Annotated in this window: 10 protein-coding genes; all 10 read right to left on the minus strand. The window is 38.3% G+C overall.

What is annotated here, in order from left to right:
- Nucleotides 1-5: 5 nt before the first annotated feature.
- Complete coding sequence (gene fabZ / locus E7L28_RS07005) at nt 6-431, minus strand: 3-hydroxyacyl-ACP dehydratase FabZ (protein ID WP_004695477.1); 426 nt, start codon at nt 429-431, stop codon at nt 6-8.
- Nucleotides 428-1,267 carry a UDP-3-O-acyl-N-acetylglucosamine deacetylase gene (gene lpxC, locus E7L28_RS07010; protein WP_316691678.1) on the minus strand — a complete coding sequence of 280 codons (840 nt, stop codon included), beginning with the start codon at nt 1,265-1,267 and terminating at the stop codon, nt 428-430. The genes fabZ and lpxC overlap by 4 nt, the downstream gene beginning before the upstream one ends.
- 261 nt (nt 1,268-1,528) lie before the next feature.
- Nucleotides 1,529-2,431, minus strand: coding sequence for a lysophospholipid acyltransferase family protein (locus E7L28_RS07015; protein WP_128114131.1), 903 nt, complete (start codon nt 2,429-2,431; stop codon nt 1,529-1,531).
- 6 nt (nt 2,432-2,437) lie between these two features.
- The gene (gene lpxD / locus E7L28_RS07020) at nt 2,438-3,469 is read right to left on the minus strand and encodes a UDP-3-O-(3-hydroxymyristoyl)glucosamine N-acyltransferase (RefSeq protein WP_012864065.1); all 1,032 of its coding nucleotides are present in this window, start codon (nt 3,467-3,469) and stop codon (nt 2,438-2,440) included.
- Nucleotides 3,470-3,499: 30 nt separating this feature from the next.
- Complete coding sequence (locus E7L28_RS07025; protein WP_316691679.1) at nt 3,500-4,027, minus strand: OmpH/Skp family outer membrane protein; 528 nt, start codon at nt 4,025-4,027, stop codon at nt 3,500-3,502.
- 11 nt (nt 4,028-4,038) lie between these two features.
- Nucleotides 4,039-5,010 carry a coiled-coil domain-containing protein gene (locus tag E7L28_RS07030; protein WP_287509022.1) on the minus strand — a complete coding sequence of 324 codons (972 nt, stop codon included), beginning with the start codon at nt 5,008-5,010 and terminating at the stop codon, nt 4,039-4,041.
- A 29-nt stretch (nt 5,011-5,039) separates the two neighbouring features.
- Entirely contained in the window at nt 5,040-5,528 is a 489-nt protein-coding gene (locus E7L28_RS07035; RefSeq protein ID WP_295815511.1) for an OmpH/Skp family outer membrane protein, read from the minus strand.
- A gap of 106 nt (nt 5,529-5,634) precedes the next feature.
- The gene (locus E7L28_RS07040; RefSeq protein ID WP_316691680.1) at nt 5,635-7,800 is read right to left on the minus strand and encodes a BamA/OMP85 family outer membrane protein; all 2,166 of its coding nucleotides are present in this window, start codon (nt 7,798-7,800) and stop codon (nt 5,635-5,637) included.
- 176 nt (nt 7,801-7,976) lie between these two features.
- Nucleotides 7,977-12,266 (minus strand): translocation/assembly module TamB domain-containing protein, encoded by a 4,290-nt coding sequence (locus E7L28_RS07045; protein ID WP_316711566.1) that lies wholly within the window; start codon nt 12,264-12,266, stop codon nt 7,977-7,979.
- A gap of 292 nt (nt 12,267-12,558) precedes the next feature.
- A complete protein-coding gene (locus E7L28_RS07050) occupies nt 12,559-14,019 on the minus strand; it encodes a TolC family protein (RefSeq protein ID WP_021147875.1) in 1,461 nt (486 codons plus the stop codon).
- Nucleotide 14,020 lies beyond the last annotated feature (1 nt).

Raw genomic sequence — 14,020 nt, forward strand, 5'->3', positions numbered from 1 at the left:
TTCTATTATACAAGGGCAAACATGTATTCACCGCTAGCGCACAATTTGTCGCCAACATAGGCACGGCCTTCAACCTTGCCCATTTTACCTTTAATTTTAACAATATCTACCTCCATGCGAACTTGATCGCCAGGTTTTACAGGATGGCGGAAACGCACTTTATCAATACCTGTAAACATAGGAGTAAGACCACGATTTTCCTCAGGGTACAATAATGCAATACCACCAACTTGAGCAATAGCTTCAGTCAATAATACACCTGGCATAACTGGGTTCCCTGGAAAGTGACCTTGGAAGAACAATTCGTTGAATGTAGCATTTTTAATGCCCACAGCACGTTTCATAGGTTCTAACTCAACAATGCGATCCACCAAAAGCATTGGATAACGATGAGGTAAAATTTCTAAAATATCTTCGTGATTAAGAATCATGGCTGTGTCTCCCTTATTTCTTCCATTATACTGCGAGCCAATCTTGAATTTAGTTCATGACTCGATTTCAAAGCAATTACATGGCCTTCAATTGGTCCTAATAAGAATAAATCTCCTATAACATCTAATGCTTTATGACGAACTAATTCATCCTCAAAGCGTGGTACAGATAGACATTTCTCATCATCATAGACTAATGCATTATCTAGGCTACCGCCTTTTGCAAGCCCCATGGCCTGTAATTGTTCTAATTCTTTCATAAATCCGATAGTCCTAGCAGACCCAATATGCTCTTTAAAGTATTCTGGTGATACTTCAAAATCACATTGTTGAGTGCCCAGCAACGGATGACTGTTAATAGATGTGAACGTCATACGATAACCATCATATGGCAAGATCACAACAAAACGGTCTCCATCATAAACAGCATGGGATCGAGTCACTTTATATACCTGACGCGGTACTGTTTGTTCTTTAATGCCAGCCTCTTCAATAAGATTGACAAAAATAGCACTACTGCCATCACCTACTGGAGGTTCTGGAGAATCCATTTCAATATAACAGTTATCAATATTCATAGCACTGAACGCTGCCATCACATGCTCTACAGTGAATACCTTTGCTTCACCATTTTCCAATGTGGTAGCGCGCATAGTGTTCGTCACATTATCAATGTGTGCTCGCACAAAAGGATTCCCTTCAATGTCCGTGCGGACAAACACAATTCCTGTATCTTCAGGTGCAGGTTTGAAAACCATATGTACTGGTTCACCGCTATGAAGGCCAATCCCTTGATATGAAACAGCCTTTTCTATTGTTTGTTGTGGCTTACTCATAAGAATGTCCTTTCATAATCCGAATTCACGTTTACTATACACCAATATGTATTATACCCTATTTGCATAGGTGTTACAAGAAATTTACCATATATTACGCTAATTGGAAAGACTATTCTTAGTCTTTAAAATTTTAATAGATTATTTTTAACACTAAGTTATAAGTATAAAATAAAAAGAGATTTCATCCATGCTAGTAGGAATAAGTTTCATCTTGGATATTCCACAATCGCATAAACAAAATCTCTTTAAAATTATTAACTATTGAAAAACATCAGGTGGTGTATCTATTTGTTCACCATAAAAACGACGAGTCCATTTCCAACGGTTATGAAGCCAGAACCAATCTTCAGGATATCGCCGAATATAATCTTCAATAAACTCATTTAGACGAGTTGTTGTTACCGCTATATCACGCTTTTTATCATCCGTGCGTTCCACATAAATTGGTGGATGTGCTTCAATCTCATGTTTCTCAGAAAACGGACTATAATGTATGGTTACAAAAATAATAGGCACATCTTGCATACGAGCCAATACAGCTGGCCCCGCAGCCGTCAATGTTTCATAGCCAAAGAATGGTGCAAGAACACCATCATCACCAGGGTCCTGATCCATAATAAGGCCTAAAAATGCGCCTTTTTTTAGTTCATTAATCATTTCACGAACACCTGTTTTATAGGTCACATGTTGATGCATAATCCGACGATATTCATTGATAAACTTATCGGCATCACCATTCTGTTTCATAGCCACAGAAATCAACGGATACCCTTCAGAAGCAAGAACGGCACCTAGGAGTTCCCAGTTACCACTATGAACAGCGGCTAAGATTGCACCTCGACCATTTTCTAAGGCATCATCTAAGTACTCTCGATTAATAAACTCCACCATATCTTTGTATGCACCATCTTTAATTTCAGGATAGCGCAATACATCAATAATCATACGGCCAAAGCGTGTAGTGCTAGCTTTCGCAATACGTCGAGCTTCTTTAGGATCATCTGTAATATTACAGAATAAAATTTGGCCTATCGCTAGGCGCTTGCGTTTAGGTGGCACCACTAACCACGCAATTTCACCTAGCAATGTACCAATAGCATATTGCAAACCTTTAGGTAATAAGCAAATAAAGGCACTAAAGATTTTCATAAACCTATACATGGATTATTAGCTCTCCTTAAGCTGTGCTTTCAAAGCGTCAATTTCTTTTTGTAATTGTTTTACAGTTTTCACCATTTCTGGCAAACGATTCTCATAAGCAGCCAATTTTAACCACTCTTTATGAGGTCTCATTGGATACCCAGCCATAACAGAATTAGATGGCACATTGCCAGTAATTCCTGTTTTACCTGCAAATTGTACATTATCTCCAATTGTAATATGACCAGTACAACCTGTTTGTCCTGCAAAGATTACATGATTACCACATTTTGTACTACCTGCAATCCCAACCTGTGCAATCAAGAAACAATCTTCTCCAATCTCAACATTGTGGCCAAGGTGAACAAGATTGTCAATTTTTGTACCGCGACGTACCAAGGTAGATCCCATTGTGGCATTATCAACAGTAGTGCAAGAGCCAATTTCTACATCATCTTCAAGAATAACATTGCCTACTTGAGGAATATGCGTATGAATACCATTTTCTGTGGCAAAGCCAAAACCTTCACCACCGATAACTGCTTTAGCACGCAATACAACGCGTTTACCCAAAATACAGTTTTCATGTACGATAGCACCTGCATAGATATCAGAATCTTCCCCAATTCGTACATTATGACCAATATATACATAAGGTCGAATCGTAACATTATCACCGATAACAGCATTATCATTAATAACACAATAGGCACCAATAGCTACATTTTTACCAAGTGTAACATTCTTACCAATAATAGCTGTACTATGCACTTCACGGGGAACTACAACAGGTGGATGGAATACTTCTAGCACTTGAGCAAATGCGGCTTTTGCATTATCAACTACGATTTGCGCCATCGGTGCATTTTTTACTTCCGATTCAACGATAACAGCACCCGCTTGGCATAATGCAATATGTTCAACATATTCACCTATTGCAAAAGTTATGGATTGTTTTACTGCTTGCTCAAAGCTACGTGTCTCAGTAATGACAATAGACTCATCCCCTATAAGTTGACCGCCTACTAAATTTGCGAGTTCCTGTAAAGTTTTTTCCAAGGCAAACTCCTCCCCCGTGGTAATCCTCAATTATTGTGTAGCTTCAGTTGTACTTGTTGCAGCTTGATCTGCTTGTTGTGCATTTTGCTGAGCATCTTGTTGCTCTTGGGCTTTAGCTGCATTTTCAACTTCTTTGATTTGGTCGTCAGAAGCTTTACCCATTTTTGTAATCAAATCATCAGTTACATCAGAGCCACCACCAACAACAGCGCCTTTCTCAATAATAACATCAAGTTTTTTTTCTTTCACAAGTTCATTGATTTTTTGTTCTTGATATTGACGATATTCTTGCGCTTTTGCATTCGCAAAGGCATTTAATTCTTGATTCGCTTGATTAAATACATTTTGTTTAGATGCTTCATCGGCAGCAGCAATTTTAGCATCTAATTCCGCTTTTTTAGCATTGATTTCTTTAGTAATTTCAATACCTTTTTCAGTACTGTTTGCTACTTTCACGCTATCAACATAACCAACATTATTAGAACCACAACCACCTAAGATAGCCATAGAAGCTACTAAAGATGCACCTAATACTAAAGATTTAATACGTTTATTCATAATATAACTCCTTATTGAACTCGATAGGACGCCTTCACTGCATCAGTAATATCAAGCCCTTTAATATTACCACCATCATCGATGATGACTAAATCTAAATGTTGTTCCTCCGCAATAATTGCTACGCGCATACGAACATCTTCTAAAATGGCCTCATGAAGTGCACTCACTTCAGCTTCTTTATCTGAAAGCTTTTTTGCCCATGTATCATTCCACTCTTGCGCCACAGGCAGGTTATTATTAGCAATGATGGCTTGTGCTTGTTGTTGTACCATGGAGTCTCGTTTCTCAGCTAATTCCTTCTGTAGGGATGCAGCGTATTGATTGAGCTCTTCCTGCCCTTTTTGTTGCATTGGAGCAAGCTCAGCCTGTACCTTTGCTTTAATTGAATCCACATCGAAATCCGATGGTTTTCTCTTAGCTAATAAGTCCTTTAATCTTTCTTCTTTTTTAGCTTTTTCAGCCATAGCCGCTGCTCTTTGTGCATCATCTATATATACACGTGCATCATAGGCATATAAGTCTAGTTGAAGGTTTACGATTTCCAGATCATATTCATTAGTACTAACCTTTAACTCAGCTAAATACTTTTGAGTTAATTCATTGCGCTTTGCATTTAATTGCTGATTTAGTTCATTTTCTTTTGTTGCAATACGAGTTTGCAATTCTACCGTAAGAGCATCTGACAAGGTTGAATCCAGTGCAAGCGTTTTCAACTGTTCATCTTGTGTCTCTGACTTGGCATTTAAGGCTTGTTGTTCAAGTTCATATTGACGTTGTAAAAGTTCCAATTCATTTTTGGCTTGTTTATAATCCGCATAGGATGGATTAAACTCTAGTACATCATCAATGCGTACAACACCTATTGACATGCCATCAGGACCCTGTTGGCGATTTGTTACAAAACCATAGGCCCAAACCATAGCACTTATTGCAGCAACGAGAAATATGACTAGTCCTATATATCGTTGTTTCCCGTTCATTGTCGTTCTCCCTTACATAGAACTACAGTTTATTTTTTTGCATCAGTAGCTAGTTTTTTCAATACTTGATCTGTAATGTCAACACCACCGTATAGTACAGTGTCTTTAGTCATAACAACGCTAAGACCTTTAGCATCACCAACCGCTTTTGCAGCCTCCATAGCTTTATCTTGAACGGATTTAGCAATTTCTTGATCTTTTTTAGCTAGGTTTTGACGAGCTTCTTCAGCGATTTTTTGTTTAGTAGCATCGTCTTGTGCCGCATCAATTTTAGCTTGCGTTTCTTGTTGTAATTGGCTTTGATAGCTCATATATTCTTGAGCTGCAGAGATATAAATTGGATTATCTTGAGACAACATACGAGATGTATCGATAACCCCAATAGTACTAGTCCCACTATTACTACTAGGCGAAGCCATTTGCGTATAAGCTAACGCACCAATACCAATAATAAAAATAGCAGCAATGGCGATAGAAAAAATCTTTACATTCGCCTTGTTGTTCATCATTCGCATCATAATAGAGTGCCCTCATTTCTTTAAATCACTGCATCAAAGGATGCCATATAGAGATATTGGTGAAAGCCTCTTTAAAAAGAGGCCTTCACCATATACATTTACTATATTAGAATTGTGTACCGAAGCTGAAATGGAATTTATTTTTGTGTTTACCCACACCATAATCAAGTTTAACAGGACCAATTGGTGTTGTAATACGAACACCAGCACCAACGCCATAGTTAAAGGATTTTTTGCTGTTATACCATGTAACATTAGGTGCATCCCATGCATCACCAATATCACCGAATAACACACCGCTAACTTTCTTAACAATTGGGAAACGGAATTCCAATGTAGCATTGTACATCTTCTTACCACGGAATTGATCATCTTCATAACCACGTAAGGAATCAGCACCGCCCAATGTGAACAATTGGCTATAAGGAGCATCACCTTGGATGAAACCAGCACGTGCACGGAATGCCAATACATTTTTAGCGCCCAATTTCTTGTACATACGAGTTTCAGCTGTGAATTTGTAGAAGTCGAAGTCACCGCCCAAACCATGACCAGCCCATTGTGTAGTATAGGAAATACGGCGACCACGAGTTGGTTCATAGATATTATCGCGAGAGTCGTATACTTTTTGCCATGTTACGGAGTTAATGCGACCGAAGTTATTTTTTACATAGTTGTCAGATGCGAAATTATAGGAACCATTATCCCAGTTTGTGCCTTTACCCGCATTTTTATCATAACGGAAGCCAGAGCTATCATCATCCCATTTATAAGAATCTTTACGGGATTCTAATGTCAAGTAATCACGAGTATATTCCCCAGTTTGACGTCCGAACGAAATATTAAAGCCACGAGATTTCTTATTGTATTCTGCTACTTCATTACCATCTTCATTGTAATCTGTGTATTCATCTTCGCGGTTGAAGAAGGAGAAGCCAAGGGATGTACCTTTGCTATCGATCCAAGGTTTCAAGTAGGAGATTTGGTAGTTCTTATATTTTTTCTTACCACCGATTTCCCAGTGAACTTTAAATTTATCGCCAGTACCACGGAAGTTATCTTCACCGAATTCAACAATACCCATCAACCCATCAGATTTAGAGTAACCAGCACCTAATGTGATGGTACCAGTCTTATGTTCCAATACATCGATTTCAATAATTACATTATTTGGATCTTGTTCACCTGGCAACATACGAACGTTTACGTCATCAAAGAAACCTAAGTTATATACGCGTTCTACAGAACGACGTACCAAGAATTTATTAAAAGGTTTTCCTTTCTTTTGAACAAATTCACGAGTAATAACTTTATTGCGGGTTTTCTTGTTACCTGCTGGAATGATATCTTCTACGATACCTTCAACAATGTGTATATGAAGTACGCCTTGGTCATCTACACGGACACCATCAACGTGTGCTAACATATAGCCATCGCGAGCATATGCAGCATTAATACCTTGAACTTTTTGCCCTACGGATACAGAGTTAAGAACTTGACCTGGTTGAATGTCCATGAACTTAGTCAATACTTCGGAGGAATATACAGTATTACCTTCAAAGGAAACGCCAGTGGTAACTGGATTTACGGTTACAGCAAAGTCCAGTTTTACGCCTTCAGCCACGGAAGTGAATACAGGATTTACTTCGGAGAAGTACCCAGTATTACCAAGATTAGTTACATCTTTAAATACACCATCAACAGATACGGCATCGCCAACTTTTTCAGTTAAAATTGGCAATAAATTTGCTTGTTGTTCAGCTGTAACCCCAGATATAGACAAACCGGTAATCAATTTACCTACGTAAGGATTAACAGATTCTGCACTAGCAGATGTAACATATTGTGCTTCTACTGTTGTAACAGCTTGAGTTTGGCCATTTTCAGCAGCCTTATCAAGATCAGTACCACCAGTAGTTTTAGATACCATTTTTACTTGTTTATCATCAGTTTTTAAAGCAGCATTATTGACTGTAACAGTTCCATCAGAACCTTTTACTACAGTGCCGTCACTAGATATAGTCGTATCACCACGAGCAGCTAAGATAGCTGCATCAGTTTCATCTTGTATAGTTGTAGTAGTTGCATCAGCATTATAAACAGCTTGTGTAGTAGCTGCATCATTTGTTGTAGCAGCATTAGTCGTCGTTGTGCTATTTAAATCTGGAGTATAGCCAGCTTGTACCTCAGCAGCAAATACACTGCCTGTCCCCATGACAGCGGTCAACACGGACGCTGCAAGCATACTTTTATAAGCTTTTGGTTTAAACATAAATTCCTCCTAGAACTCATCCCCATAAAGAGTTTACATCTTATTTATAAAGACTAATAAATCTTTATCATTATAGCATAAATTGCTTGGAATGAGTACTATATTAAACAAATTTTATGAAATTAATATGACTAGAATGTGCATACCTAAGGGGTTTACACATTCTAGTCATACTCTTAAAAGCTACGTGTCCAACGACCACCTATATAATTGTTCCCTTTTGATGTATGCCATCCCGTGAACTTAAGGTTTCGTTTAACAGAATATTCTATACCATATTTATTTTGTTTGTTATTAATACCTTGAGAATAAGTCAACATGACTCTCGGTAATACATATTTACCGATTTCAATATTATAATTACTTGCCGTATCCCTATTAGTTGGCTCATCGGGATCAATTGACCCTGTTGTAATATTGATGCGGTCTAACCCAAGTGTATTTTGTAATGCATCTTGTACATAGCCAAAAGCAAACATTTGAAGCCCTGCTGTAGCCACAGCATTCACATCTTCATTTGTCAAAGTACTACTATTTGAATCTGCACCGCGGCCGAAGGTCAACATGGAAATGATTTGCTTTCTAGACAATGTAGGATTAGAGGACAATGATAAGTCCATATGATCCACTGTCCCTTTTACGCCAAGCATAATAGTGTAATTACTTACATTTGTTTCAGCCTCTAATTGTAAGTTTGGTAAATAAGAGCCACCTACGAAATGAGCATTCCCTTTTGTAATATTAAATACATGGCTCAAATACTTAAACGTGCCATTTCTAACATCGAATTGACCACTAGCAGTTGGATTTTGTAAGGATCCACCAAAATGAACATCGCCACTGATAAACATGTTGTATAAGGTGCGATCATATAAACGTACACCTTTACCCGCATGAACAGTAACATCCACCCCCATATCTTTGGTACTTTCACTAGATTGTAAGGAAAGAGGAATTTTGAATTGAATCTTTTCAAGATTTAAAGTACCAATAAGGGTCGGCAATCCATCTCGGTCAGCAATATAAAGTTCACCATTCAAAGGTCCTCTTACATATTCACTGCGAACCTCTAAGTCTTCTAGCTGAACTGCCGCCTTGTAATTAGTAAGAGTATGTCCAGACCAATTTACTTTAGCAGCCAAACCAGCTGAGCCTTTGCCCATATTAATACGGGATTGGAAATCACCTTGTTGACCAGAGAAAATTAAGTCACCATCAATACCAGTAATTTGATTTTCTACACTTGCCAATTTCATCGTACCATTACGTACCGATACAGTACCATATGCTTCAGGCTGATCAATAGTGCCTGTAATGTGAACCGTGCCTTTTAACGGACCTGTTGCCTCCTTAACACTAGTTGTAAGAAGAGGGATAACAGCCATATCTGCTTCGTTAAAATCAATAGTTACATCCATAGATTTGCTATCATTTGCTGGAATATACCCAGACGTAAAGATTGCCGCTAATGGAATCTTACCATAGACACTTAGCTTATACCCACTTTTGGCACCTTGAATTCGTTGAATCTGAATAACTTGATCTTGCATTGTAGCCAATACAAAACCTTCATCAATACCAACACCATTAAAGGACCCCGACTCTACAGCACCGGATAATTCTACTTTAGGATTCTTAGTTTCCCCAGTGATATTTACAACGCCAGTCACCCAACCAGTAGCTTGAATATCCTTACCCATAAGTGGCAAGAACGGTACTATATCAACATCCTTTAATGCAACCTGTAAGTCCGCTTGACCATCAAGATCCATCGTACCGCCTATTGCAATGAGACCTTCATCAACAGGCAGTTTCAAAGTTGTAACTTTGAATTTACGATTAGCAAGACTTGCATCGATAGTTGCATCACCAACAATCTTTTCATCAATACTTACATCATTAATCTTGCCTGTTACATTAACGCTTGGATTGTCGCGTGTACCTCCGATTTCAACAGAACCATTTAATTTGCCATCAATGTGTTCATTGGACCGGTCTAGCAAGGTTAGCAAATTCTTTACGCTACCATTAGTAACATCTAATACACCAAATAGTTGTCTACTATCATCAAACTTCATACCACCTTTAGCAGTGTAGCGACCACCATCGGCTTCAGCAAAGGTGAAATCTTGCACATTTACAACCGATTTATCTGCATAAACACGACCATGAATATCGTTCAATAATTCCCCATTAACTGATAAGGCATCGGATGAAATATAGCCATTGAATTGAGGGTTATCCACAGATCCAGTAATTTGTCCTCGACCAGATAGCAAACCATCAACTTTGTAATCCGTATTAATGAGCAATCTGCCCATATCAATTTTTTTGCCTTCAAAATCAATATTAATTGCTTCTTTAGATACTGTACCGCCACCTGTGATAGTTGCACCATAACCTTCAATATCAAATCTATAAAGCTCTAATGTATCATTCTGATAGTTATATTTTGCAAACGCATTAGTCACGAGTTTGCCATAAGCAGAACCATCCCACAAATGAGCACGACCTTCTATAATCGGATTTGCAGCCGTCCCTGTAATATGATTGTCTGTTTCAAACCAACCTGTAATAGGAACATCTGTAACAGTACGAATCACATTTTCAATACGAGCAGCCCGAGCCTTGGCATTTAGATCTAACACATCTGTATTAAGATTATACCAACCATTAACATCATAGCCCCCATCGCCATCACCAATATGTCCATTGGTGATAGTGAGAATATGGTTATCTAGCTTAATATCTCCATGGATATTATTGAATCGAGCCCCTTTATAATGTACCTCTTGACCCCATACAGTGCCCATTACATTTGGATTATCCAATGTACCTTGTATCGCAAAAGAGGTATTCAAGGTGCCATCAACATCTTGACCAATAATAGGACTTAGTGCGGTCAATGGCAATGCATTACCGGAAATAGTGGCATCTATATTACCATTTTGGATATAGCCATATCCGCTTAGCGCCCCATCTCCTATAGTGCCTACAACGGTCATATTTGTACTATTATCAGCGTGCGTAAAGTTAGCTTTTGCAGTATCAACTACAACACCGCGAATGCCTATTTGGCGACCTTCAACAGCGCCTACAACATCTGTAACTTGATTATTTTTTCCTAAGATACGCATCTCACCATCGATATTACCTGTAACCGGTGAGGTCATATCTTTTGTGAAAGTGCCTAAAGGTAAATTTTGAATCTTTATAGTAGTATCAAAATCCCCTGTATCAACCACATATTGGCCCTTAACCTTTGCACTACCTTCGCCTACTGATAGGCGCACATCATCCGTACGAACTAAACCGTTATCATATACAATATCACCTTGTAAACGATCAATATAGTAACCATTATAAGAAATACCATCACTAGCAATCGTTGCATCTACACGAGGAGCTACTGTCGTACCACCAATATGTGCACGCCCACCTACAATACCAGAAACACCGACGTCTGTTATCGCCTCTAAATCTACTTTATCGGCCACAACATTAAGATTTAAATACTCTTCATCTTTGCCTAGTGTAACTAAGCCATTGATCTTTGTTACTTGATCATTTACCCTCCAAGAACTACGACTAATAACGATTTGATCATTATTAAGCATAATGCGACCCGTGCCATCGGTAATATTATAAATTGTATTACCCCGTTTATAAGTGCCTGTTAAACCTTTAAAGCCTACATTACCACTCATAATGTATTTGCCATCTTCACTTTTAAGATTTAAATGTAAATCTTGTAACTTACCACTCGTTACAGATAGATCCTTACGAAGTGGAACAAAACTCATAATACCAGCAGTATCAATTTCATCAGCTTGTACAAAGAGATCAAAATTAGATACATTGTTCATATCAATTTTGCCATTCAAGGTAATTGCGGAACCATCTACATCAGCAGTAAAGGCACCTTTAGACATGCCACTCATATCAAGCGCCATAGTCCCATCAAGATTTTCTACATTCCTCTTTATTCCATCTTTAGTACGTAGCGCTACGCGACCATCATTAATAGTCACAGAGCCATCAAAAGTACCCGACTTATTTGGATCGGATGGTTTTACTAACTTAGTTATACTCCACGACCCATCAGCTAGTTGCCATATATGAAAATCTGGCGCCTCAACGATTACACTAGAAATAGCCGTAGCCCCTGATGTGTTGCCACCGACAATCTTCGGCAAAGAAGATAATTTAACTCCTACAGCTACCTCTTGAGCAGTTCCAACTAAATGACCATCTCTATCTTTAATAATCACATCTGTTAGAACAACATCACCATTCCAATTAATTCGGAGAGAATCATAGTCTATAGATCCGTTTATGACATTATTTACTTGTTCTTTAACCATAGGTGCAATGTAAATTTGAGCCATAGGATTGATGCTGGCACCAACAATACCAGACAAACCTAAAATCGCTGCACCGATAAGGAGCCACTTTTTACGGGTCATAATGATACTCCCATACACATTATGAATAATATAAATATATATACTAATCTTACCACAGACACAGTAATAACTATAGTATTTTCAGGGTAAATTTTATAAAACTAATATATTTTCTCAGAAATCAGTTTCTAGAATAAATACATATTTAATTTTATTAACCACTACATAAACATAAACTTTGCGACACTACATGAAATATACATATAAAATATAACCCTATCAAGAGCACTCATTGTCTATACTGTCCACTACAAGAAAAAAGACGACCGAAGTCGTCTTTTTAAGGATCATATTATTGATTGCCGCCTAGTTTTGCCAATTGTTCAACAGCGCCACTATTAGCGATAACTTCAGCCCCTTGACCTACAGGTGTAGACAATGGAACGCCTGTTAATTGTTCAAGAGCCGCAATGCTAATATTGTAATTGTAAAGAGCTTCTACATAGTTATTACGAGCTGTTGTCAACTTAGTTTCTGCATCAAGTACATCAAGGTTCGTACCAACACCTGCACGGTAACGAAGCGTAGCAATACGGAAACTTTCTTGACCTTGTGCGACTGCAGTTTGTGTACTTTGGATTGTTTGTTCAGCAGCTCGTAAATTCAAGTATGCTTTTTGTACAGCTAACAATACAGCATCAACAGTGGCCAAGTTAGCTTCTTTTGCTTGTTCAAGTTGTGCATTTGCTTTTTTAATAGCATTTTGTGTTGCACCACCATCCCATAAGTTCCAAGTAGCACTAGCACCAACACTCCAGGACTTTGTACTTGTACCAAAGTAACCATCTGGATCACCATAGCCACGACCAGCTTTTACAGCAACCGTAGGCAAATAACCCGCCTTAGCAGATTTTACAGCTTCTTCCGCAGATTTTACATCAAGAGCTGATTTAACAAGAGCGGAACGATGAAGCATAGCATATGCTTTCGCTTGCTCCAAGGTTACATTATATGGTTTATATTGTAAATCATGCTCTGCTGTAGTAATAGCTGTTTGTGCAGGGTATGCAATAACTTGATTTAAGTTCGCCTCTGCTAAATTTGCAGCATTTTGCGCTTTTACAAGAGATGTTTGAGAATCATCAAGATTTGTTTTAGCTGCCAATACATCGGAGCTCGCCACTAAACCAACATTATACTGTGCCTCTACATTAGTTACATGACCTTGATAATCTTTAACAGCTTGTTGTGCTACATCTACCATATTACGGCTCATAATCAATGTATAATAACCGTTAAGAGCATCATATTTTGCTTGTTGTAAAGCCTCTTCATAGCTAGCACCAGTACCTTCACGAGTATAACGTGCAGAATCAATGCTTGCATCGAGTTGTGGATTGAATACAGGCGCACTAATGGAGAAGTTATGACTACCAGATTTGCCACTACCTGTGTCACCGCCCGTTTTTTGAGCACTCCAACCATAACTAACACTTGGATTCTTACCAGCTGCTACTTGGCTTACTGCAGATTTAGCAGCTTCATAACCCCATTTAGTTTGCTTAGCTGTACGATTATTAGCTAATGCTAAATCAACCGTACGGGCTTCGTTTAAAGCTAATGTACGTTCATAGGTTTTACTGTCTAAAACAGATTTTTCTGCTAATTGCTTTTGTGTTAATTGAATAGCTTCTTTTTGATATTTGCTTAATTGGTCTCCGTTGTTAACGGATGTAGTTACTACATCAGCGGCGAATGCACCAGTAGTAACTAAAGAAAGCATTACACCTAAGGAAAGAACCTTTTTATTCATA

The sequence above is a fragment of the Veillonella parvula genome, assembly GCF_032575955.1.
Lineage (GTDB): Bacteria > Bacillota > Negativicutes > Veillonellales > Veillonellaceae > Veillonella > Veillonella parvula_J.